Origin of the sequence: Enterococcus sp. DIV1067f (assembly GCF_050543505.1) — a bacterium.
Lineage (GTDB): Bacteria > Bacillota > Bacilli > Lactobacillales > Enterococcaceae > Enterococcus_D > Enterococcus_D entomosocium.
Genome location: NZ_CP172940.1, coordinates 2,629,329 through 2,652,296 on the forward strand (window position 1 = coordinate 2,629,329; position 22,968 = coordinate 2,652,296).

At 41.4% G+C, this 22,968-nt stretch carries 21 protein-coding genes and 2 pseudogenes; all 23 read right to left on the reverse strand.

The features are described from left to right. Positions 1-4: 4 nt before the first annotated feature. The 23 genes and pseudogenes from murA to IGJ42_RS12215 all read right to left on the reverse strand — a co-directional run bounded on the left by murA (position 5) and on the right by IGJ42_RS12215 (position 22,953). On the reverse strand, positions 5-1,297 hold the full coding sequence (murA, locus tag IGJ42_RS12105) for a UDP-N-acetylglucosamine 1-carboxyvinyltransferase (RefSeq protein ID WP_139960543.1): 1,293 nt from the start codon (positions 1,295-1,297) through the stop codon (positions 5-7). Between the two features lie 90 nt (positions 1,298-1,387). Continuing rightward, positions 1,388-1,621, reverse strand: a complete 234-nt coding sequence (locus IGJ42_RS12110) for a DUF1146 family protein (protein ID WP_008380880.1) — start codon at positions 1,619-1,621, stop codon at positions 1,388-1,390. 157 nt (positions 1,622-1,778) lie between these two features. Continuing rightward, positions 1,779-2,201 (reverse strand): F0F1 ATP synthase subunit epsilon, encoded by a 423-nt coding sequence (locus tag IGJ42_RS12115; protein ID WP_005228716.1) that lies wholly within the window; start codon positions 2,199-2,201, stop codon positions 1,779-1,781. Between the two features lie 31 nt (positions 2,202-2,232). Further along, positions 2,233-3,639 carry a F0F1 ATP synthase subunit beta gene (gene atpD / locus IGJ42_RS12120; protein WP_005234377.1) on the reverse strand — a complete coding sequence of 469 codons (1,407 nt, stop codon included), beginning with the start codon at positions 3,637-3,639 and terminating at the stop codon, positions 2,233-2,235. A 26-nt stretch (positions 3,640-3,665) separates the two neighbouring features. Further along, positions 3,666-4,568 (reverse strand): F0F1 ATP synthase subunit gamma, encoded by a 903-nt coding sequence (locus IGJ42_RS12125; protein ID WP_005228710.1) that lies wholly within the window; start codon positions 4,566-4,568, stop codon positions 3,666-3,668. Positions 4,569-4,584: 16 nt separating this feature from the next. Next, on the reverse strand, positions 4,585-6,141 hold the full coding sequence (atpA, locus tag IGJ42_RS12130; RefSeq protein ID WP_008380876.1) for a F0F1 ATP synthase subunit alpha: 1,557 nt from the start codon (positions 6,139-6,141) through the stop codon (positions 4,585-4,587). Positions 6,142-6,164: 23 nt separating this feature from the next. Beyond that, positions 6,165-6,707, reverse strand: coding sequence for an ATP synthase F1 subunit delta (gene atpH / locus IGJ42_RS12135; protein WP_430615586.1), 543 nt, complete (start codon positions 6,705-6,707; stop codon positions 6,165-6,167). Then, positions 6,694-7,218, reverse strand: coding sequence for a F0F1 ATP synthase subunit B (atpF, locus tag IGJ42_RS12140; RefSeq protein WP_005228706.1), 525 nt, complete (start codon positions 7,216-7,218; stop codon positions 6,694-6,696). Before atpF ends, atpH begins: the two co-directional genes overlap by 14 nt. An 88-nt stretch (positions 7,219-7,306) precedes the next feature. Continuing rightward, positions 7,307-7,519, reverse strand: coding sequence for an ATP synthase F0 subunit C (gene atpE / locus IGJ42_RS12145; protein WP_005228705.1), 213 nt, complete (start codon positions 7,517-7,519; stop codon positions 7,307-7,309). 32 nt (positions 7,520-7,551) lie between these two features. Continuing rightward, positions 7,552-8,271, reverse strand: a complete 720-nt coding sequence (gene atpB, locus IGJ42_RS12150) for a F0F1 ATP synthase subunit A (protein ID WP_008380872.1) — start codon at positions 8,269-8,271, stop codon at positions 7,552-7,554. Between the two features lie 293 nt (positions 8,272-8,564). Next, entirely contained in the window at positions 8,565-9,023 is a 459-nt protein-coding gene (smpB, locus tag IGJ42_RS12155) for an SsrA-binding protein SmpB (protein WP_008380870.1), read from the reverse strand. A 15-nt stretch (positions 9,024-9,038) separates the two neighbouring features. Then, positions 9,039-11,399, reverse strand: a complete 2,361-nt coding sequence (gene rnr, locus IGJ42_RS12160) for a ribonuclease R (RefSeq protein ID WP_430615589.1) — start codon at positions 11,397-11,399, stop codon at positions 9,039-9,041. Positions 11,400-11,402: 3 nt separating this feature from the next. Further along, positions 11,403-12,155, reverse strand: coding sequence for an alpha/beta hydrolase (locus IGJ42_RS12165; RefSeq protein ID WP_005234371.1), 753 nt, complete (start codon positions 12,153-12,155; stop codon positions 11,403-11,405). Between the two features lie 123 nt (positions 12,156-12,278). Then, the gene (secG, locus tag IGJ42_RS12170; protein WP_005228700.1) at positions 12,279-12,515 is read right to left on the reverse strand and encodes a preprotein translocase subunit SecG; all 237 of its coding nucleotides are present in this window, start codon (positions 12,513-12,515) and stop codon (positions 12,279-12,281) included. 156 nt (positions 12,516-12,671) lie between these two features. Further along, positions 12,672-12,944: a GNAT family N-acetyltransferase gene (locus IGJ42_RS12175; RefSeq protein WP_005234370.1), complete on the reverse strand. Its 273-nt coding sequence runs from the start codon at positions 12,942-12,944 to the stop codon at positions 12,672-12,674. A gap of 17 nt (positions 12,945-12,961) precedes the next feature. Continuing rightward, a complete protein-coding gene (locus IGJ42_RS12180) occupies positions 12,962-13,918 on the reverse strand; it encodes an alpha/beta hydrolase (RefSeq protein ID WP_429960554.1) in 957 nt (318 codons plus the stop codon). A gap of 144 nt (positions 13,919-14,062) precedes the next feature. After that, positions 14,063-14,344, reverse strand: coding sequence for an LPXTG cell wall anchor domain-containing protein (locus IGJ42_RS12185; protein ID WP_225869363.1), 282 nt, complete (start codon positions 14,342-14,344; stop codon positions 14,063-14,065). After that, a pseudogene (locus IGJ42_RS12190) lies at positions 14,345-15,424 on the reverse strand (Cna B-type domain-containing protein); the annotation flags it as partial. A gap of 18 nt (positions 15,425-15,442) precedes the next feature. Next, a pseudogene (locus tag IGJ42_RS12195) lies at positions 15,443-18,502 on the reverse strand (Cna B-type domain-containing protein); the annotation flags it as partial. A gap of 662 nt (positions 18,503-19,164) precedes the next feature. Further along, on the reverse strand, positions 19,165-20,502 hold the full coding sequence (locus IGJ42_RS12200) for a hypothetical protein (protein ID WP_430615591.1): 1,338 nt from the start codon (positions 20,500-20,502) through the stop codon (positions 19,165-19,167). A gap of 71 nt (positions 20,503-20,573) precedes the next feature. Next, positions 20,574-20,957 carry a hypothetical protein gene (locus tag IGJ42_RS12205; protein WP_430615593.1) on the reverse strand — a complete coding sequence of 128 codons (384 nt, stop codon included), beginning with the start codon at positions 20,955-20,957 and terminating at the stop codon, positions 20,574-20,576. Then, complete coding sequence (locus IGJ42_RS12210) at positions 20,954-21,970, reverse strand: sugar transferase (protein ID WP_430615596.1); 1,017 nt, start codon at positions 21,968-21,970, stop codon at positions 20,954-20,956. Before IGJ42_RS12210 ends, IGJ42_RS12205 begins: the two co-directional genes overlap by 4 nt. Then, on the reverse strand, positions 21,967-22,953 hold the full coding sequence (locus IGJ42_RS12215) for a helix-turn-helix domain-containing protein (RefSeq protein WP_081117484.1): 987 nt from the start codon (positions 22,951-22,953) through the stop codon (positions 21,967-21,969). Before IGJ42_RS12215 ends, IGJ42_RS12210 begins: the two co-directional genes overlap by 4 nt. Between the last annotated feature and the right edge of the window lie 15 nt (positions 22,954-22,968).

A 22,968-nucleotide genomic window follows, 5' to 3' on the forward strand; every position in this document is an offset into this window, starting at 1 on the left:
CCTACTATGCGTTTACTGGTACGGTTTCTTCAACTGCTTCAGAAACTCGTTCCACAGAAGCACCTAATTGCTGCAATTTTTCATGGAATTTGTAATAGCCACGATCCAAATATTTTAGATTACGGACACGTGTCCGACCAGTTGAACGTAGACCTAATAAAATTAACGCTGCTGCTGCACGTAAATCCGTTGCATAGACCAGCGCACCTTGCAATTCATGGCCGCCTTCGATCACTGCTACGTTGCCGTCTATTTTGACATGAGCATTCATCCGACGCATTTCTTCTAAATGTTGGAAACGGTTCTCAAATACAGTTTCGTTCACAACACTCGTTCCAGCTGCTAAAAGTTGAATAGCAGACATTTGCGCTTGCATGTCCGTAGGAAAACCTGGATGAGGCATTGTTTTCACATCTGTTGCCTTCAATTGTTCAGGTCCAACGACACGAATCCCTTCAGCTACTTCAGTCACTTCTGCGCCCATTTCGATCAATTTTGAGATCAATGGACGATTGTGTTCTGAGATCGCATCTTTAATAATGATGTCTCCTTGGGTCATCGCTGCTGCAACCATAAAGGTTCCTGCTTCGATACGGTCTTGGACGATCGAATGTTCCACCGCATGAAGGTGATCGACCCCTTCGATACGCATCGTTTCGGTTCCTGCACCAAAGACTTTGGCACCCATTTTGTTTAAAATGTTTGCTAAATCGACGATTTCAGGTTCACGAGCGACGTTTTCAATGATGGTGATACCTTTAGCTTTTACGGCAGCCATCATGATATTTTGCGTTGCGCCGACACTTGGGAAATCCAAGTAAATGCTATTGCCTTTTAACTCATCGGCGATCGCTTCTATGTATCCATCTTTTTGGATGATTTGAGCGCCTAGTGCTTGAAATCCCTTCAAATGCAAATCAATTGGTCGTTTGCCGATTGCACAGCCGCCAGGCATTGCCACTTTGGCATGACCATTACGGGCTAACAAAGGCCCCATGACTACGATTGAAGCGCGCATTTGGCTTACATACTCATAAGGTGCTTCGATCGCTAACTCTTGTGATGCATCGATCGTCATCGTATTGTTTTCTTCTTCAAAATCGATTGCGACATTTAAATGCCGAATCACTTCTTTCATTGTTAATACATCGGAAAGGATCGGTACATTTGTTAATGTCGTTGTTCCTTCTTCCGCTAATAAGCTTGCCGCTAAGATAGGTAGAACAGCATTTTTTGCCCCTTCGATCTTCACTGTTCCAGTTAATCGATTACCACCTTGAACGATCATCTCTTCCATTTATGTTCCCTCCAAATAATGCAGTGACTCACACAAATCTTGCCAATTATAGCATAATATTCGGTGTTTTTGCATATATTAATGAAATTCTTAAAAACCTGTTAAAAATAAATTACGACATAACGCAATCAACTCAAGGAAAAAAGTACTGGCGGTGTAGCCTAATGCAATCGCAAGAAACACCATGACCATTCGTATCTGAGTCGTTCGTAAGGCTTTAAAAAAAGCATCGATCCGCACAGATTGCAATGCCCAAAATGCTAAATAGATGAACGCTAAATGACTCACGATTCGAATGATTGCATCAATTCCATACACTTGCATACTTCCTGCTCCTTTTTCATAATTGAACATTCCTATCATACCACAAAGATGTCAAGATAAAAAATAATCTTTCTTGAAACCTTCATGAAAAGACTTTAAAAAGTTTTTAAAACGTTTTCTCAAATAAAAAAAACAAAGGCAAGATGCCCTTGTTTTTTTAGGAATGTTTTGACACGTTGATTCGATTAATGGCGCGGTGCAAAGCAACCGTTGCGCGACGAAGCTGGTCGATATCTTCGACTTGTTTGGCCTCTTCGATTTGACGTTCTGCACGTTGTTTTGCTCTTTCTGCCCGTGAAACGTCGATATCACGATCACGTTCCGCACTATCGGCTACGATGGAGACAACATTGTCCCGCACTTCAAGGATACCGCCATTGACGGCGACCCAGTCGACGTGAGTATCTGAATCGATCCGTTTGACCCGGACTTCATCAATCGTCAAAGGAACGATGATTGGGGCATGATGCGGCAAAATACCGATCTCACCATCTGTCGTACGTGCAACCACGATTTTCGCGTGATGATCGTAAACCAAACCAGCAGGTGTCACCACATTGACTGTTAAAAATTGATCCATGAGGTTCCCCTCTTTCTTCAAGGCTGGTTAATTAATAGCCAATTTTTTTCGCTTTTTCAATGACGTCTTCAATTCGTCCTACACTACGGAAGGCTTCTTCTGGAAGATCATCATATTTTCCTTCAAGAATCTCAGCAAAGCCTTTGATCGTTTCTTCAACTGGTACATAAGAACCAGGTTGTCCAGTAAACTGTTCCGCTACGTGGAAGTTTTGCGACAAGAAGAATTGGATCCGACGCGCACGAGCCACTAACGTTTTTTCTTCATCAGACAACTCATCCATCCCTAAGATAGCGATGATGTCTTGTAGTTCGCGATAACGTTGCAACGCATGCTGTACTTCAGTCGCTACTTCATAGTGTTTTTCACCAACGATTTCAGGTGCTAACGCACTAGAAGAAGAAGCTAGCGGATCAACAGCTGGATAGATCCCTTGTTCAGTCAATTTACGTTCCAAGTTGGTTGTTGCATCCAAATGGGCAAAAGCAGTCGCTGGTGCCGGGTCCGTGTAGTCATCGGCAGGAACATAGATTGCTTGAATAGAAGTAACCGATCCTTTTTTTGTTGAAGTGATCCGTTCTTGCAATTGTCCCATTTCGGTTGCTAGTGTCGGTTGATATCCAACGGCAGAAGGCATCCGACCTAGTAAGGCAGATACTTCAGAACCAGCTTGAGTAAATCGGAAGATATTATCGATAAACAAGAGCACGTCTTGTCCTTCTACATCGCGGAAGTACTCCGCTAAGGTCAACCCAGTCAAGGCAACCCGCATCCGGGCACCTGGTGGTTCGTTCATTTGTCCAAACACCATGGCTGTTTTTTCGATAACGCCAGATTCTTTCATTTCATTATAAAGGTCGTTTCCTTCACGTGTCCGTTCACCAACACCTGTGAAGACAGAGATCCCCCCATGCTCTTGGGCAATGTTGTGGATCAGTTCTTGGATCAAGACAGTTTTACCAACACCGGCACCACCGAAAAGACCAACTTTCCCCCCTTTTAAATAAGGGGCTAATAAGTCGATAACTTTGATCCCAGTCTCAAGGATCTCGGTACTTGTTGACAATTCATCAAAGTCAGGAGCTTTTTTGTGGATCCCACTGCGGGGTGCTTCTTCAGGAAACGGTGCTTCTAAATCGATGGTGTCCCCTAAGACATTAAACACCCGTCCTAAGGTTTCTGTCCCAACTGGAACAGAAATGGAGGCGCCTGTATCGATTACTTCCATTCCTCGTTGTAAGCCATCTGTTGATTCCATGGCAATCGTACGGATAACGCCGTCGCCAAGTTCTAAGGCAGCTTCTAACACAACTTTTGTTTTCTGCTCATCTTTTTTGTAAACAATCAACGCATTGTTGATATCTGGTAATGATTGGTCTAGAGAGAATTCCACGTCAACAACGGGACCAATGACTTGAACAATCTTGCCTGAACTCATTCGTATTCCTCCATTCGTTCTTGAAACTATTCTAACGCGGATGCCCCCGCCACAATTTCAGTAATTTCTTGGGTGATCGCTCCTTGGCGCGCTCGGTTATAAGAGATCGTCAAGTCCCCAATAATATTTTTGGCATTATCTGTTGCTGTTTTCATCGCTGTCATTCCGGCAGCATGCTCGGCTGTTTTTGCGTCAACAATCGCACCATAAATCAAGCTTTCAGCGTATTGAGGCAGTAATTGATTCAAAATTGCTTCTCTGGAAGGTTCAAACAAGTATTCTTGTTCATAACTTTCGGCTTCTTCAGGATCTAGATCGGAAATCGGCAACATTTTCTCCACACGAAATTGGCTAGTCAATGAGTTGATGTGATGGTTATAACACACATATAATTCATCGAAGACTTCGTTTTGGTACATCGTTGTCGCCAATGTTACGATTTTACGCACCTCGTCAAAGCTTGGTTGATCCGAAAGGTTTCTTAGCTCGTACGCCAAATTGATGCCCCGTGCTTTGAAAAAGTCAGCGCCAGTTGCACCAATGGCAATCATGACATACTCTTCTTCTTTTGCATGGTCTTCATCCAGCATGGTCATCATTTGCTTCAAGATGGAACTATTGTAGCCGCCCACTAGACCGCCATCAGAAGTGATGACGATGTAGCCTGTGCGTTTGACCGGACGACTAACCAACATACTGTTATAGTTCACACCATCTTTAGGACCAGAACCTGCAAGATCGGAAAGCTGCTGCGCAGTTAAATGCGTCACGATTTCACGTACTTTGTTGGCATACACTTGAAACTGTTTCGAATGAGCTTCAGATTTTGTTAATTTTGCAGCTGAAACCATTTGCATGGCCTTTGTGATTTGGCTGGTTTTTTTTGTTGAGGCAATTCGTTGCTTGATTTCATTTAATGAAGCAGCCATTTTCTCTCACCTCTTTTTATGCGTTTTGCATTGTCGATATTTTATCTTGGGGTGTCACCCGAGAACCGTTGGATGCCATGAAAATATCTTTGAATGCTTTAATGGTGTCATCTAACAAGCTTTCTTCTGGCAAGTCTTTCGTTGTCCGAATGGTTTCAAAAATCGTCGCTGCATTTGCTTCGATATATTCAAATAATTCTGCTTCAAAGTCCAATAGTTTATTGACTGGTACACTATCAATGAATCCATGCGTCAAGGCATAAAGAATCACGACTTGTTTTTCTACTGCCAGTGGTTCATGCAGTTTTTGCTTCAAGATTTCAACGGTTCGACGACCGCGGTTTAATTTGGCTTGTGTTGCAGCATCTAGATCAGACCCAAACTGCGTAAAGGCCTCTAGTTCGCGATAGCTAGCCAAGTCCAAACGCAAGGTACCGGCAACTTTTTTCATTGCTTTGATCTGCGCAGACCCCCCAACCCGTGAAACGGATAATCCAGCCGCTACGGCAGGACGAACACCAGAATAGAAAAGGTCGTTTTCTAAGAAAATTTGTCCATCTGTGATAGAAATCACGTTGGTTGGGATATAGGCTGAAATATCCCCTGCTTGTGTTTCAACAAACGGCAATGCCGTCATCGATCCACCACCTAGTTCATCACTTAATTTCGCTGCACGTTCCAATAAACGAGAATGCAAGTAGAAGACATCCCCTGGGTATGCTTCACGACCTGGCGGACGACGTAGAAGTAGAGAAAGTTCACGATAAGCGACCGCTTGTTTTGATAAGTCATCAAAGACGATCAAAACATGTTTGCCGTTATACATGAATTCTTCCCCCATCGCAGCCCCCGCATAAGGTGCGATATAAAGCAGTGGTGCTGGTTGTGAAGCACCTGCTGAGACCACGATCGTGTAATCAAGCGCACCGTAACGACGCAATGTTTCCACTTGTGCACGAACAGTTGAATCTTTTTGGCCAATTGCGACATAAATACAGATCATGTCTTGCCCTTTTTGGTTGATGATCGCATCAATAGCGATCGTTGTTTTTCCGGTTTTCCGGTCACCGATGACTAATTCCCGTTGGCCACGACCGATTGGTACTAAAGCATCAATAGCTTTCAACCCTGTTTGCATTGGTTCCGAAACGGATTTCCGTTGCATAACACCTGGTGCAGCTGCTTCGACTGGGCGTGATTTATCTGTTTCGATCGGACCTAAACCATCGATTGGTTGCCCTAATGGATTTACTACCCGGCCAATTAATGCATCGCCGACAGGAACTTCCATGATTTTACCAGTTCGTTTTACTTTGTCCCCTTCACGAATGGTTTCAAAATCACCTAGGATGATGATTCCGACATCGTTTGACTCTAAGTTTTGTGCCATCCCATAAGAACCGTTTGAAAACTCAAGCAGTTCTCCACTCATGGCATTTTCTAAACCGTGGGCGCGGGCGATCCCGTCCCCAACATATGTGACAGTACCGATTTCTTCTACAGAAAGTTCGTTCTGATAATTTTTAATTTGCTCTTTGATCAAGGCACTAATTTCTTCTGCTTTGATGGCCATCCGATTCACCTCTTATCTCTTGTTTATCTGCCGATTTTTTGTCGCAGATAATCCAGTTGGCTCTTAATACTACCGTCGATCACTTGATGATTTGCTTCAACGATGACACCGCCTAAAATCGTTGGATCGATCGTTTCTTTCAATTGTGCCTGCTTGTACCCAAGCTTATCGGCGATTTGCTTTTCGATTTTGCTTTTTTGTTCTGCTGACAAAGCAACAGCCGTTGTGATCGTTCCGAGAACAAGACCTTGATATTCATCGTAAAGACGTTCGTATTCATCAATGATCAGCAATAAATCATCCATGCGATCATATTCGTAAACGATCTCCAAGAAATTTCTGACTAAACCTTCAAAGCCCTTCAGCAATTGATCGACTAATTGTCTTTTCTCATGAAGATCCAAACGGTTATCGGTCACGATTTGGCCGAATGTTGGAATTTCCTGATAAATCTGACGCAAGGTCAATAATTCTTGGTAAACTTCTGTCAAGCGCTGTTCTTCCATCGCCAATTCGAACAACGCTTTTCCATAACGTTTTCCCACTGTGAATTTATCGAGTTTCATTAACTGAACCCAATCCTTCGATATATTGATTGATTAGGGATTCATGATTTTCGGGAGTCAATTCGCGGCCTAAGATTTTTTCTGCGATTTGAAGCGAAAGTTCTGCAACATCATCTTTCACTTCTTTTAACGCAGTTTCTTTTTCAAGGGTGATATCTGAGTTTGCTTTTTCTTTCAAACGAGCCACTTCTTCTTTGGTCTCGCTCAAAATATTTTGCCGACTCAATTCCCCGCTATCTTTGGCGCTCTTGATGATCTCCGCAGCTTCAGAATGAGAACGTGCCAATTTTTCTTGGCGTTCTTTTTCTAATTTTGCTGCATTCAAGCGTGATTGTTCCGCTGAATCCAAATCATTGGCGATTTTATCTTCCCGTTTTTGCATCATGCTGCTGATGGCATCCCATGCAAAATGTTTCAATAAGAATAGCAAAAGAAGAATTGACCCGCTGACAACGATAATATTGCCAAGCATTGGATTTTGAACTTCCGCTATAACCAACTGATTTAGCATAACGATTCTTCCTTTCTGAAAGTCATTGTTTCATTAGAAAAAAGCAAAAACGAGTGCAATTGTTCGTTTCTGCCTTTTCGTGCTCGTCTTATCGGAAGACTAATAACAGCGCGATAACTACCCCTAGAATCGGTACAGCTTCGACTAACGCTACCCCGATAAACATTGTTGAACGTAGTTGACCTGACATTTCAGGTTGGCGTGCCATTGATTCGATTGTTTTTGCGATTACTTGTCCGTTACCATACCCTGCACCAATTGCTGCTCCGATAATTGCTAATCCTGCTCCAATAAAGTTCATTCTTTTTTCCTCCTAATTGTATGTCGATTCGATTAATGTTCTGCCACGATTTTGTGGCTCATAAATACCATGGTCAATGTAACAAATACATAAGCTTGGATCGCTCCAATAAAGAGCGAGAAGCCAATCCAGATCATTTCTAGCGGCATCACGATCGGCAATGACCACCAACCAAGACTAATAAACATGTTGGCAATCAATCCTAATAACACTTCACCAGCGAATATATTTCCATATAAACGCAAGCCTAACGTGATGACATTCGTAAATTCTTCGATGATTTTTAGCGGCAATAAAAAGCCCACCGGTTTTAGATACGAATTGATCAAGTAATTTTTGAAGCCCAACGACTTGATCCCAAAGAAATGTGTCAAGGAAATAACCATAAGTGCAAGTGTCAATGTAACAAACGGGTCTGCTGTCGGACTTTTCCATAAGGTAATGTCATCTGTCGTCACGATTTTTGTGACTAAGCCGATCTCATTTGCCACAAACACAAAAAGAAACATTGTTACACCGAGCAAATGAAAGTTGTTCACTTGAGATCCTGGTAGATTGTCCGCCACGATGCCACGAACAAAGTCAATGACCCATTCAATGAAGTTCTGCTTCCCTTTCGGTTTCATTTGCAGGTTACGTGTACAAATAAAGACCACCAAAAAAACAATAATACAAGAAATGATTGTCATCATAGCTACAGTTCCATCAAACCATATAGGACCGATATGAAACATAAGCGATTTATCTTCCAATCTTTCTCACCTCTTTTCCTGTCATCTCCAGAAAAAAATCTGGTGTTACAATGCGTTTCCTCTCATAACAATCGGTATCATACCACCACGAATGGAAAATTTCAAAGCATTTTCAAGAAAATTAGACAAAAAACTCACAATGCCAAAAATCCTAAATTAATTGAAAAATTCTCGTGTCGCTATGTGGAAGAAAAAGCCTGTTATATCAACAGCTTTCCCTTAAATGCTACCAAATTTAGCGTGATTTTCAAAGCAATAACCTCTATCGGATTCTAAAAGAAGTTCTTAGAAAATTAGAAATTTCTAAGAACTCGGTCAATTTGTCTTTCTTGATCTTTGCGTTTCAAGGATTCCCGCTTGTCATATTCGCGTTTTCCTTTCGCTAAACCAATCAAAACTTTGGCATAACCATCCTTGATATACACCTTTAATGGCACAATCGTCATACCGGTATTTTTTGTTTCGCCAATCAGACGAGCGATCTGCTTTTTGTGTAGCAACAGTTTTCTCGTCCGCAATGGATCGTGATTAAAAATGTTTCCTTGCTCGTAAGGACTGATATGCACATTGACTAAGAATGCCTCACCGTTACGAATGCGTACAAAGCCGTCTTTCAAATTGATCCGGCTGTTACGGATCGCTTTGATCTCTGTTCCCTGTAAGACGATCCCCGCTTCGATCGTATCGAGGATCGTGTAATCATGGCGGGCCTTTTTGTTTTGGGCGATTAATTTCCCTTCTCCTTTAGGCACGGGCCATCCCTCCAATTATTTTTTCTTGATTCCTTTGTAAAAAGGTTTTTTCTTTTTCACTTTGCCAGCTTTTTTCGGCTTGCCTTTGCCTGATTGCTCAAAGCGTTTCCCTTGGTTTTTCTCAGGGTTTCGTTGTTTTTTTCCACGGCGGCTAGCTTCATTTTTTTGATTGTTGTTACGTTTGTTGGCTTTTGGTGCTTGCAGTTTTTCAACTTCTTCTGCTGCTACCAGTTCGAAATCGATCTCTCTTGTTTCTGGATCAGCCTTTACGACTTTGATGCGAACTTTCTGACCAATTTTAAAGGTCAGGCCTGTCCGTTCACCCACAAGTGCCAGATGGTTTTCCAAATAATGGAAGTAATCTTGCTTCAGATTATTGATATGGATCAACCCTTCAATCGTGTTAGGCAGTTCAATAAACAAGCCAAACTTAACGACGGAACTGATGATACCGTCAAACTCTTCTCCTACTTTATCGGCCATATACTCAGCTTTTTTAAGCGCATCGACTTCTCTTTCTGCATCGACTGCTCGTCGTTCCATCTGGGAGCTGTGCATGGCGATGTCAGGCAAGATTTCCGCCCATTTGTTTTGGTTGGCTTCAGAGACATCTTCACTGTAAGAACGAATCAAGCGGTGTACGATCAAGTCGGGGTAACGACGGATCGGTGATGTAAAGTGGGTATAATCTTCCGCTGCCAAACCATAGTGGCCGACGTTTTCTTCTGAATACTTCGCTTGCTGCATACTTCTTAGCAGCATTGTATTGACAACCATTGCCTCTGGCTTATCTGCGACATCTTCAACCACTTTTTGCAATTGTTTTGGTGAGATCGAGCCATTGGTCTGTTTGACTACGATCCCTAAAGCAGATGCAAAATCAAAGAAGCGGCGCATTTTCTCTTCTTTTGGTTCCTCATGGATCCGGTAAATAAATGGTAAATGCTTCTGATTGAAATGACGCGCCACGGTTTCATTGGCTGCCAACATGAATGATTCGATCAATCGTTCGCCGACGCCCCGTGCTCGTAGAACGATTTCTTGCGGGTGTCCTTCTCCATCGACCAAGACTTTTGCTTCTCGGTCTTCAAAAGAAACTGCCCCACGTTTGATGCGCATCGCTTCTAACACGTGATGCAAGGCGGCCATATCATGGAACATCGGTACTAATTCCGCATATTCTTTGGTGGTTTCTGGATCATTGTCTTCAATGATTTGATTGACTGCTTGATACGTCATACGGGCACTTGTTTGAATAATACTTTGGAAAATATTGTAATCTGTGACGATCCCCTCTTGGTTGATCCACATTTCACAGCTCATAGTCAACCTTGGGACATTCGGATTCAACGAACAGATCCCGTTTGATAAACGCTGTGGGATCATCGGAATCACACGATCCGTAAGATAGACACTCGTTCCCCGATCAAACGCTTCTTTATCCAATGCGCTGTTTTCGGTCACATAATAAGAAACATCGGCGATATGCACGCCCAAATAGAAGCTACCGTCAGGCAATGCTTTTACGGTCACCGCATCATCCAAATCTTTGGCATCCGCTCCATCGATTGTTACAATCTGTTGATCTCGTAAATCCCGCCGTTCCGGAAAGTCGGCAGGATCGATCGTATCTGGTACTGCATCTGCCGCTGCTAAGGTTTCTTCCTCGAATTTTGTTGGAATCCCGTTCGCCACGACGATCGATAATATATCCATTCCAGGATCGTTTTTATGTCCTACAACTTTCGTGATCAACCCCTCTAAGCTTTTCGAATAACCTTTTTCTGGGTAATGGCTGATTTCAACGATCACAATGCTCCCATCTACAGGTCGAATCCCTTGAGCACCAATAAACACCTTTAATTCACTTAGTTTTTTATCTTTAGGCTGAACAACGCCATATAGATCCGACTCTTCGATCTCTTTTTCATCAAATAATGTAAACTCGCCGACCAACTGACTGATGGCCCGTTGTTTGATCTCAACGACTTTCCCCTCTGCACCACGATCTGAGAAAGGATCCGCAACGTGCACGATGTCCACAGCAACGGTATCGCCGTCCATGGCATAGCCTGTTGCTTCTTTAGGGATATAAATATCGTCTTCTTCTTCATCCAAAGTGACAAAGCCGAAGCCCCGCTCGTTGGCACGGAAGGTTCCTTCCACAAACACTCGTTTCATGGGTAATTTCACTTTGCCTTTTTTGTTAAAAATCACGCTGCCTTCTCGTTCCATCGCCGCTACTGTCTGAACAAGATTCTTAAAGTCTGAACTTTTTTGAAGTCCTAGACCTTCAGCAATTTCTTCCATTGAAAAACTTTTTTTGCGGCTTTCTTCGAGAAACTGAATGATTTTTGTTTTAATCGTTTCTGTCATAACTCACTCTTTCCAAGCAAGTGTTTCTAAGAAAGCAAACACATCCTGCTCTAATTTTTTCCGTTCTGGTCCAACGGTCACCACATGACCGCTTTCGGGATACCATTGAAGCGTATAGGGAACATGGGACAGTGCCCCTGCTGTTTTGAAAACCGTCTGTGGATCGATCATTTGATCCTTTCCTGCTTGTGCTAGAAAGACTGGGCGCTCGATTTTCCCTAAATGCCCAGCTGTGGTTTGTCCGACTGTTTCGATTCCTTGCAGTTGCTCTCTGACCTTACGAGGGACTTCTGCCAATATTTCTTTTTGGGTCGCCTCGTCTAAATCAGCATAGGGTATGACCATTTCAGCATACTTTTCAAAATTGACTGGCACTTCATTCTTGGTTTCAAATAATGGCGAACAAAACAGTCCGCCCCCCATCAATGTTGGATCTTGTGTCAAACGATCCATCGCTAAAATCCCGCCCATCGAAAGTCCAAGAACGGCAACTTCTTCATAGCCTTTTTCTCTTACATAAGTAACTGCATCTGCAGCATCCTGCTGCCAAACAGCCATCCCTTGATTTAAGATATCATCTGGATTGGGCGTACCATGTCCAGTAAACATCGGAGTATAAACCGTGTAGTCTTTTTGTTCTAACGAACGACAAAGCATACGCACATCGTTAGGACTACCTGAATAGGCATGGAACAAAATGACTGCTCGCTTGCCGTGTTCAGCAAAAACCGGTTTTGGTTGATTAAATGTTTTCATGTTTCCTTTCACCTCACGTCCAATTCTACCATAGTTAAGAAGAATACTTCGACAAATGCGATCAAAATCTTCCCCTTAAAAAGAAAAAAACCTCTCTTTACGAGAGGTTCGCTAGCAAAATGATTAGTTTGATGAAAGAAAAGCCAAAATAAAGAGCAAGACCATCCAAACAAACCCTAAAATGGCCGTTGAGCGCTGCATCACTGCTTCAAATCCACGGGCTTTTTGCTTACCAAACAATTGATCCGCACCGCCAGTAAAGGCACTAGCTGCACTATTTTGCTTGCTAGGCTGCATCATGATCGTAATGACCATTAAAATCGAAATAACAATTACAGCAGTTAATAAGATATTATACACGTTAGCTCCTCCTTGCTTGCTAAAGTCGTCCTTTCTATTTTAGCATTTTCCGCTAGAAATTACTACTCCCTTTTTGTCATTGCTCGTTGCGTGACGGTTTAAAAAAAAGACTGTCCTTTCTGACAGCCTTTTTCTCATAGATCGCTTTCGTTCAAATCAGCGAACGAGTACGTCATCATATTCTGGTTTTTCTTTGAACTCTTTGACCGCAAAGGAGCAGACAGGCATAATTTTTTTCTCTTCCCGTCGTGCTTTTTCAACAACTGCTTTGAGCAATTTTTGCGCCAATTGCTGTCCACGATAATCAGGGTTGACGAAGGTGTGATCAACTTCAAGTACATCATCTGGTGTTTCTTGCCATGTAATCTCACCAATTTCTGTTTCTCCATCATATAAAGCAAAACGCTTATTTTCTTCTTTTATTTCCATTGTTTTCGCCCTTTCTATCAGACAATGTCTGTTTTTTGTTTGATCTTCTCAATAAATTGCAAAACGGTTGGCCAATATTCTGGGGCATCTTTAACTGCCTGTAAATGTCCCATATTGGGAAAAAGGACTTTTTGTTTCGGACCAGCCGTTGCTTCCATTAAAGTATTGATTTCTTTTTCAGAAAGAAACGTATCCTTTTCTCCTTGTAAAAACAGCACAGGTAAATGGTTGCTGCCGACTTGTCGGGTCACTGAGATTTGTAGGAAGGGGTAGCCGACTAAGTGTTTACTGTAACGATTGGCTAATCGCAAAAAGCGCTTGACGGGTAACCGAGAAAATTGTGGTAGACTTGCCCGAATGGCACTATAAACGGACGTATAACTGCTGTCTGAGATCAAACCCGCAACTTGCACCGGCATGACTTCTCCACTGGCCAGCAGCAAAGTCGCCGCTCCCATCCCTAAACCATAGAGGAAGATTTGGGTTTGTGGGTCTTTTTCCAAAATCTTATCGATCCACAAAAGCAGATCCATCCGATCTAGCCACCCTAAGCCGATCTCTTTGCCTTCACTACGGCCATGTCCACGCAAATCAGGAACTAAAACATTGTAACCCGCAGCCCAGAATTTCTCGGCCGCATCTTGACAGTCTGCTTGCCCATCACTGCGATACCCATGCAAGCAGATCACCCACGTTTTAGCACACTGATCAAAGACTTCTGCTCTCAGGATCAGATCATCGGTGGTCGTTACCGTACATTCCGAACCTTGTGACCAAAAAGCCGAACTGCTTTTCGCGATCCGCTCTTTGTATGGAATCCCCAGTTTCTTTCTGCCTTCTTTTTCATACCATTCATTGTTACGCATAATAATTGCCGAAACAAAATAGCGTACGCCCTTTTTCATCACAGACGTGCGATATACATAGTACACCAAAAAAATAAAAATTAGCAGTAGTAGCAATAGCCAAACCATAGGATCCCCCCTTCATTTTAGTTTACCATTTACACCGGTTTTCAGCCAAAGTTTTGTCGCAAGTCTTAAATAAGTCCTATACTTTTTTAAGAAAAAATCTTTGTACTGACTTCTAGCGAAGGAGCAGTACAAAGATTTGTTTGGTTAAATATGTTTCTGTTTATAGAATAGGAAGGCGATCATGGTGAGTAAAATACTTCCAAGAACACTTAGTTCATAAGAGGATTCCTCATTTGTCTTTGGCAATCGTTTTTCATTATCTGTCTGTGATGACTCTGTCTGGTTCTTTTTGTCATCCAGCTTTTGCTCGGCGTTTCCGGCTATTTTTTTCGGTTTATCAGACTTGTCAGAAGGTGTTGGTACTTTGGGACCGCTAGGATCATTCGGTGTCTCAGGCGTTTTTGGTTCGACATAAGTATTGATCAAATCATAGTCATGGACTTCTGACTTGTATCCTTTGACAGCCACTTCTTGAATGCTATAGGTGTACGCTTGACCTTTTTCATCATATTTTGGCAGATCTTCAAAACGATAGGTCCAGTTGCCTTCTTTATCTGCTTTTACGGTTTGCTTGTCGATTTCTTTACCGTTTTGCATTAATTCGACAGTGATGCTTTCAGGGCGGGTATTGAACTTGTTATCATAGTCTTTCCATGTCTTTGTTCCAGCTACGTCTGTTGTATCGGTGTTATGGTACGTGTTTACTAAATCATAGCCGTTGACTTTAGTGGTGTAACCTGGCACTTTTTCTTCTTGGATCGTGTACGTGTACACTTTTCCTTCGGCATCATACTTAGGCAAATTTTCAAAGCGATAGGTCCAGTTCCCTTGGTTATCTGCTTTTACGACCTGCTTGGCAATTTTTTTATCATTTTGCATCAGCTTCACAGTGATACTCTCTGGACGGGTGTGGAACTTGTTGCCATAGTCATTCCACGTCTTCGTTCCCGATACTACCGTTGTTTCAGTATTGCGATAGGTGTTGACTAGGTCATAGCCGTTGATTTCAGTAGTGTAACCTGAAACTTTTTCTTCTTGGATCGTGTACGTGTATGCTTGACCTTTTTCATCATACTTAGGCAAATTTTCAAAGCGATAGGTCCAGTTCCCTTGGTTATCTGCTTTTACGACCTGCTTGGCAATTTCTTTATCATTTTGCATCAGCTTGACAGTGATGCTTTCTGGTCTTGTTTCGAATTTGTTGTCATAGTCATTCCATGTCTTTGTTCCGGCTACGTCTGTCGTTTCAGTATTGCGGTACGTGTTGACTAGGTCATAGCCGTTGATTTCACTGGTGTAACCTGGCACTTTTTCTTCTTGGATCGTGTAGGTGTAAGCTTTACCTTCGGCATCGTACTTAGGCAGATTCTCAAAGTGATAAGTCCAGTCGCCTTGGTTATCCGCTTTTACGACCTGCTTGGCAATTTCTTTATCATTTTGCATCAGCTTGACAGTGATGCTTTCTGGTCTTGTTTCGAATTTGTTGTCATAGTCATTCCATGTCTTTGTTCCGGCTACGTCTGTCGTTTCAGTATTGCGGTACGTGTTGACTAGGTCATAGCCGTTGATTTCACTGGTGTAACCTGGCACTTTTTCTTCTTGGATCGTGTAGGTGTAAGCTTTACCTTCGGCATCGTACTTAGGCAGATTCTCAAAGTGATAAGTCCAGTCGCCTTGGTTATCCGCTTTTACGACTTGCTTGTCGATTTCTTTATCATTTTGCATCAGCTTGACAGTGATGCTTTCTGGTCTTGTTTCGAATTTGTTATCGTAGTCATTCCATGTCTTTGTTCCAGCTACGTCTGTCGTTTCAGTATTGCGGTACGTGTTGACTAGGTCATAACCGTTGATTTCACTGGTGTAACCTGAAACTTTTTCTTCTTGGATCGTGTACGTGTACACTTTTCCTTCGGCATCATACTTAGGCAGATTCTCGAAGTGATAAGTCCAGTCGCCTTGGTTATCTGCTTTTATGACTTGCTTGTCGATTTCTTTATCATTTTGCATTAAGTCGACAGTGATGCTTTCAGGGCGGGTATTGAACTTGTTGCCATAGTCATCCCATGTCTTTGTTCCAGCTACGTCTGTCGTTTCAGTATTGCGATAGGTGTTGACTAGGTCATAGCCGTTGATTTCAGTGGTGTAACCTGAAACTTTTTCTTCTTGGATCGTGTAGGTGTATGCTTGACCTTTTTCATCATACTTAGGCAGATTCTCGAAGTGATAAGTCCAGTCGCCTTGGTTATCTGCTTTTACGACTTGCTTGTCGATTTCTTTATCATTTTGCATCAGCTTGACAGTGATGCTTTCTGGTCTTGTTTCGAATTTGTTATCGTAGTCATTCCATGTCTTTGTTCCGGCTACTTCTGTCGTTTCAGTATTGCGGTACGTGTTGACCAGGTCATAACCGTTTACTTTAGTAGAATACCCTTCAACAGGTGTTTCTTGGATTGTGTATTCATAAGTCTGACCAGATTCGTCAGTTTTCGGTAGATCAGTAAATTCATAATGTCAGTCCCCCTCTTTACTTTGGGTAACCGTTTTTGTTTGGAATACTTCACCGTTTTGCAATAATTGAACCATAATGCTTGTCGGACGGGTATTGAATTTGTTGTCATAATCATCCCACGTTTTGGTCCCGCTGATTGTCGTTGTATCAAAAGAAAGTAATTGATTCATGGCAGCTAGTTTAATAGTCGGCACGATTGTTTCATTTGCTTGCAGATCCCAGCGATGGGTTTCTGCGTTGACCAGCACTGTATCAGCAATGATACTGCCGTCAACATTTTGATGGACATCGACTGTATCACCAACAGCCAAGATGGTTCCTTGGAATGGACTATTAATCGAAATCGTTTGGCCCTCTGATTGGCCAACAAAATTCCATAAGATAACAGCATCATCAAACTCTTCTGTTTCATGGCTATTACGAGACGTACCATCCGTATATTCTAGTTTGATTTGGGACTTAACATTAACGGTGCTGGCTCCCTCAGTGTCCACATTGATGATTACAGGCGTATTTCCTCTTGTTAGCCCTTTAATGGTGATTGGCGTATCTTTTTCTAATTCCGTTTTTGAAAGAGAAACAACAACCTTTTGATCTTCTTTCGCAATTGTATCTTCTGAAAAAGAAATGGGTTTTTTATCAATCAGATAGCCGTCTGGCGCTTCCGTTTCCACAAAGGAATATTCTCCCTCTGGAAGACCAGCTTCGATCACCTGCCCATCATCATTTGTGACTTCTTCATCGACTTCCTTATGCGTCTTGTTGTTTTGAAGTTCGTAAACACCATCATCAAGTGGATTTCCTTGTTCGTCTGTCAAGGTCAAAACAACCGCTTGTGTCTCATCTTCGGCATCGGCTGTATTGATGACCCGCTGATTATTATCAGTGAAATCCTTGGTTACACCGGGTGTCTGCGGATAAGCTCCCAGTCTTTCTGACGTCGCCTGTAACGTTGAAAATGCCTGTTCAAAGTCTATATAAGGCTCACTCACGGATTGATCTTGAAAAACTTCGGAAGTCTTCAAGTGATCCATTCTCTGACCATTTACAAAAACGGCAGGTTGCTGATTTTGATCTGCTAAATCTACTGTGACTGATGGGCCAAAAACAACTTTGTTTTTTCTACTATCACTTCCTGATACAAAAGAAGAGTTTGCGATGGAATTGACCTTTTGAATATAATTGATTTCTGTTGGCAAAGAACCATCCTGAATACTGGTCCCAAAATTGACATTTCCGTTTAATTCACCAACGGCCAAATTTCCGTTCGTGTGTGTATTTAGCGTCGCATGGTTAGCAAAAATATGAAAATATTGCGCTTCTCCTAGAAGTGCGTCATCAACTTCAGGAACATCATTTTTAAAAATGCCCCCACTTGAAAGTTGTGAAGCTGCTGACGCACTTGCTTGGGTATCAGGCGTTGATTCTATGGTTTTTGATGCAGTATTTGACGCCGTTTGTTGTTGTGACTCGCTGCTTGTTGATACAACCTTTTTTTCAGAAGCCTCTGTTTGATCCTGAGTATCAGAAAGTACGGCTTCTGTACTCGTTGCTTCTGTGGATTCATTTTCAGGTAGAACAACTGCTACATCTGTTGTGTTGATGATGTCTTCTTTCACTTGTCCATTTTTTTCATCTGTTTGAAGAAAGGCGGATTTGATTGTCAATGTTTGAAGACTTTTTGTTTGAAACGTTAGCGTCATTTGGCTAAAAGAACTGCTAGCGGTTTCTTCCATCAGCTGCTGTCTTTGCGGATCATATGTAAATGGCGTGCCGCTGCTTTGAATCGAGTTCGGCAGAACCGTTTGTTCCCCTTCACTCAAGCTGAATGCCAGTTGATTTGCTGCTTGTTGATTCTTTTCTACTTGGATCGTCCAAGTGATCTCCCCTGTGGTAGGATCTGGTAATGATGTCACTTGCGCTATGCCCTTTTCGTTTTGAAATAGGATTGTTTTGGGATTCTCCTCGGTGTCCGCATTGGCTGTGATGACTGATAATAAAGGCGCCAAATAGGATAAAATAAGTAAGGACAGCATGAACATTGGGTAAGCTATTTTTTTCACATAAGTACGCATTTCTCTTCCTCCAAACAACAAATTTTACTCAGGTGATTATCCTAATCGGAAAAAAGAGAAAATGCAAAATGACCCAAATTTTGATTCTGTGAGAAAAATGAGAGCAAAAGCCAAAAAATGGTTCCTGCTCTCAAGGGAATTTGTGAAAATGAAATAGGATTTCTTTAGTTTGAAAAACATTAGAATATTTTTTTCATGATAAATACTCAAAATCCAGAAAGAATCTTTTGTTTGTGATAAAAGCTCTTTCCTTCAAAACGCTTAAACACCAGGAGTGATTAGCTACTTGCTAAAATTTCACTTGTCAAAAAAAAATAATTGTAAACTGAAAATGAAAATTTTCATAAACAATCATATTATTTTCATTTTTGGTTACAAAAATTTTAGCAGATTCTTTAAAATCTTACTGTTATTTTCCCTCTATTTATAAGTTCTCTTAACTTTTACTGTACAAAGAAACGTCTCTATCATTTTTGGGACTGATGACTCATAATTGATTCTTCAGTCCCAAGTGTGATTTTTGTACAACATATCAATCCTTATTGACGACAAGACTTTATTGCAAAGTCCGATGTTCTGATCTAGTACAAAAGACTGACCATTGGAAAAAGGGAAAGGTTATTGCAATCCGCTCGAAATTCACGTTTCCTTCTCCAAATTGACTATTCTTTGTCGTTGCTGATCAAGAAATCAAGCAATTCCGACTGTTCCGCAAAGATTGCTTCTACAGATAAGCTTCTATGATGACTCTTTTGCTTGGTAGCTTCTGGTAGCTCAGAATCAATTTGGTTAGTTGAAGATTCGAGGGACATCTCAACTGGTAAAGGTTCTGCATTCACTTTCGACTCTAAACCGTCTGGCTTCATTGGAAATGGACTATTATCCTCAAAGTGATCTATCGAAGCATTCAGTTGACTTTTCCAAAATAACTCTCCGAAAAGATACACGCCAAGAGCATTTTTATTGTTAAACACTTTACAAGATAACCCCATCTTGGTGAGTGTCTGATTTACTGTGTTTTCGTTGATCGTTTCTGAAGGAATATCTCTGATTAGAATTGTATCAGCATATTGAATATCTTGATCACTGTTTACATAATCAATCAATTGATCTGTCAAAGCAGTCGTCTCTTTTTTAACGATCTCAGTTAAATCTATTGTCTGACCTCCATTGATCGTCACGACAAATGGATTGTTTTTCTTAGCTGTGACAAGCATATCGTAAACGACGCCATGATCCAGCGCAAAGATAGGTGCGGGAGGATCCCCCTCATTTTCTTGATAAGCTTGTACCACGTTGCCTGCCAATTCAAACAAGCCGTCTGTGACTTTTGAACTTTTGATCAGTTCCCCATTTTCGTAGCTATCACAAGTGAGTGAATGATCATTGATTTCAATCACATAGGTCAACCCAGCCAGAATTTCTTCCACACCTAACATCAAATGAATATCATTTCGTTTGCTTTCAAAAATTGCGCCCAGAGATTTTGGGATCAGCTTTACTCGCTCGATGCGAATCCGATAGTGCGTGCCATCAACAACTGTCTCGAATTCATCTGCCAGTTGTCTCTCAATGTCAGCAAGCCGCTCAAAATTTTCTGTTGCTACGCCAAGGCATAATGAACAGCTAAAGTAATCCTCTGCAATTTCAGTAAAAAGTGAGGGTCTTTTCGCTACTAAATAAGAGAGTATCGTTTTGATATATGTCTTAAATTTTTGGTCTCCCAGGGTTGCCAACGGATTGCCAAATGTTTGATAGGCTTCTGATCGTCGACTATACAACTTGTCGAGCCCCCAAGTGATTTCTTTCTCGCTGCCCCCGAGAAGTATTCGTTTCCCTACTTTGTTTTTTAGGTAGATCGGTTCATTATTCTTTCCTAAAAGATATTGTAGATTATTTTTTTTGACTTCTGAATAAACAGAACTTCTGACATCTTGATAACCGTAGCCAACAACGCCTACTCGAAATTCATCAATGTCTAATGCAATGATTTTGTTCACACTAATCCCCCTAACTTCCCTATTTATCATGACTTACAGCTTCCCTAATAACACTATTGCTATTTCATCCTCTATTTTCCTGCCTCTTCTTGGATAAAGAATGCATTGGACAGTTCCTGAATTTTACTCATTTGTTCGTTGACTTCTGCTTCTAAAAGCAACAAGTCGCTGAAAATTACTTTTGTATTACGTATATGCCGTAAAAGCTCATTGGTTTTGACCAGCTGCAAGTCAATTTTTTTGCATAACTCTCTCAATTCTTCTTGGCTATTCTTTAAGACAATAAAATCGCGATAACCAATGGCTGACTGTCGTTTTTCTGAAATCATTTGTTGTAATCGCGCAATTTTACTATCCCGTTGTTCGATCGCTTGTTTCAAATCAGTCAACATCTGATCTAGTTCGCTGATTTGAATGATTGCGGATAACTTCTTTGTACTCATCGATTGTTTCATGCTTGACTTGCTCCTTTGCCTAGGAGTATTTTCACTTCTGAATCCATCAGTGCCGTTCTAGTAAATATTCCTGATTGCAGTAAACAACTAAATGAAAGAACATTATTTTTTATCCGCAGCAGCTCTTCATCTGTTAACTCACTTAATTGATGATCAATGTCTTCAATTGCGTTGATAGTAATGCCAAGCTCCAGTTTCTGTACCATCTCTGCTATAGCTGCTTCTTTCCATACAATGACAGGGATTCCTAACGAGAGATACAACGAGATTTTGTGCGGTGCATTATACTTCGTATATTGTTGGTAGTCACCACCATCAGGCAACTTATCATCCCACGCAAGTCCGAAACCATTTTTCTCCATCCTACGAACCAATTCTTCTTGCTCAAAAACACCACAATAATGAACATTCGGACCAAAATGACTGTCGTTTTTATCGCCGTATACAAGAATTTCCGTGCGATTGGGCCACTGCTGTAGAAAACGGGTTTTTGCCAAATTTCCTGCAAAGACAACTCGTTTTTCTGGTCTTTCATGACTGACACTAACTTCTTGATGCTGATAGTCGAAAAATGGTTTTTGGATCATTCTCCGTGTCACGCCTCTTTCGACTAAGGCTGTCTGCATAGCTTGGCTATGAACGATCAATACTGTTGCTTCATTGAAAAGAGCAGATTCATCAAAATCGACTTTCCCACGCAACATCTCAGCGTCATGGATGAATAAACTCGTGTAAATCCCTCTTTGTTTCATTCTTTGTAAGAACATTCGGTCAAAATGGGCTCCGTTATAACTTGGATATTGATAGACCACGATATCTTCATAAGCGACACCAGCTGTAATGCCATCAATCCTTGACATAAGTGCATAATCATCTTCATTCTCATCGATATAACGATAAATATATAAAGGTTGATAATCCATCCCATTGGCAATGTGAAAAACATCTACTTTCGCTTTTTTGACTGAATCTGCTGCATTCGATTCAATGATCGTCGTCACCCACCGATTCACGCTTGTCCCATCTCCTTTTCCATCATTGCCCGCACAAACATCACTTCATCTTTCGGTAAGCACCATTCTGCACCCTTCAAATTTTTAGAAAACAGTTGTACAGCAGGATCTTCTTGTGCAGTATTCCTTGTAAGCAGCAAATATTTGACTAGTTTTAGAACTGTCTGATTATAGACATCAATATGCCAATGTTCCTCCATTAAACGACTTGCATGTTGAAGTAATTGAACCGCATCATCACAGCGTTGGATGTCTACCAAACATTCTGATAAATCTAATACGGCGCCTACCAAGACTGGCCGCAGTTCCGTAAAATCAGTCGAATTTATTTTCTTTAAAAGGCAGCTCTCTAACAAAAAAATTTGTTTTTCTAAAGATGAAGCGTGCAAGCCATAGCGCTGTTTGATGCGTAATGTAGCTAAATATAAAAGGCTGTCAAATAATGTATAAAAATCAGTTCCCAGAAAAAATGTTTCAAGCATTTCTAAACTTGCATCCGGAACTTTCTGGTTCATACAACCAAATACGAGGTCAGAATAGGCCAACATAAGTTTAAACATCGTATTATCCTCAGTAGAGGAGCGAAATTTTTCTAACTCTTTTCTGACTTTCATAAAGGTAACAAACATGTCCTCTTTCGTTGATAAAGAGCTATAAATCAATACACTTAATAGATGAAGTTGTTCATCTGTTGACATTGCAAACATGTCTAACAATTCGGTATCAGATATGCTCAACATTTTCTTGATGCCAACAACCAATTCGAAGGGCAAGTCGATCTCATATTGTACCCATCTATAGTACCGTGAGCGAGATAACCCAATCTTTCTTTCAAAAGATTTCACAGATAGTCCTTTACATTTGCGTATCTCTTCTAATTTCTCGCGATCAATATTGACAGCAACGACTGATGTATCAGGTATCTTTAAGTCTGGGTTGATCGTGCTAATTAATCGACAAACGCTTAGTAATCTAGTTTCCATATTTTTCAAATCCTT

Bases quoted from the DNA above. Each gene is read 5' to 3' on its own strand.
- murA (WP_139960543.1), bottom strand. From the start codon at position 1,297: ATGGAAGAGATGATCGTTCAAGGTGGTAATCGATTAACTGGAACAGTG.
- IGJ42_RS12110 (WP_008380880.1), bottom strand. From the start codon at position 1,621: ATGCAAGTGTATGGAATTGATGCAATCATTCGAATCGTGAGTCATTTA.
- IGJ42_RS12115 (WP_005228716.1), bottom strand. From the start codon at position 2,201: ATGGATCAATTTTTAACAGTCAATGTGGTGACACCTGCTGGTTTGGTT.
- atpD (WP_005234377.1), bottom strand. From the start codon at position 3,639: ATGAGTTCAGGCAAGATTGTTCAAGTCATTGGTCCCGTTGTTGACGTG.
- IGJ42_RS12125 (WP_005228710.1), bottom strand. From the start codon at position 4,568: ATGGCTGCTTCATTAAATGAAATCAAGCAACGAATTGCCTCAACAAAA.
- atpA (WP_008380876.1), bottom strand. From the start codon at position 6,141: ATGGCCATCAAAGCAGAAGAAATTAGTGCCTTGATCAAAGAGCAAATT.
- atpH (WP_430615586.1), bottom strand. From the start codon at position 6,707: ATGAAACTCGATAAATTCACAGTGGGAAAACGTTATGGAAAAGCGTTG.
- atpF (WP_005228706.1), bottom strand. From the start codon at position 7,218: ATGCTAAATCAGTTGGTTATAGCGGAAGTTCAAAATCCAATGCTTGGC.
- atpE (WP_005228705.1), bottom strand. From the start codon at position 7,519: ATGAACTTTATTGGAGCAGGATTAGCAATTATCGGAGCAGCAATTGGT.
- rnr (WP_430615589.1), bottom strand. From the start codon at position 11,399: ATGACAGAAACGATTAAAACAAAAATCATTCAGTTTCTCGAAGAAAGC.
- IGJ42_RS12165 (WP_005234371.1), bottom strand. From the start codon at position 12,155: ATGAAAACATTTAATCAACCAAAACCGGTTTTTGCTGAACACGGCAAG.
- IGJ42_RS12175 (WP_005234370.1), bottom strand. From the start codon at position 12,944: ATGGAAATAAAAGAAGAAAATAAGCGTTTTGCTTTATATGATGGAGAA.
- IGJ42_RS12180 (WP_429960554.1), bottom strand. From the start codon at position 13,918: ATGGTTTGGCTATTGCTACTACTGCTAATTTTTATTTTTTTGGTGTAC.
- IGJ42_RS12205 (WP_430615593.1), bottom strand. From the start codon at position 20,957: ATGAAACAATCGATGAGTACAAAGAAGTTATCCGCAATCATTCAAATC.
- IGJ42_RS12215 (WP_081117484.1), bottom strand. From the start codon at position 22,953: ATGGAAACTAGATTACTAAGCGTTTGTCGATTAATTAGCACGATCAAC.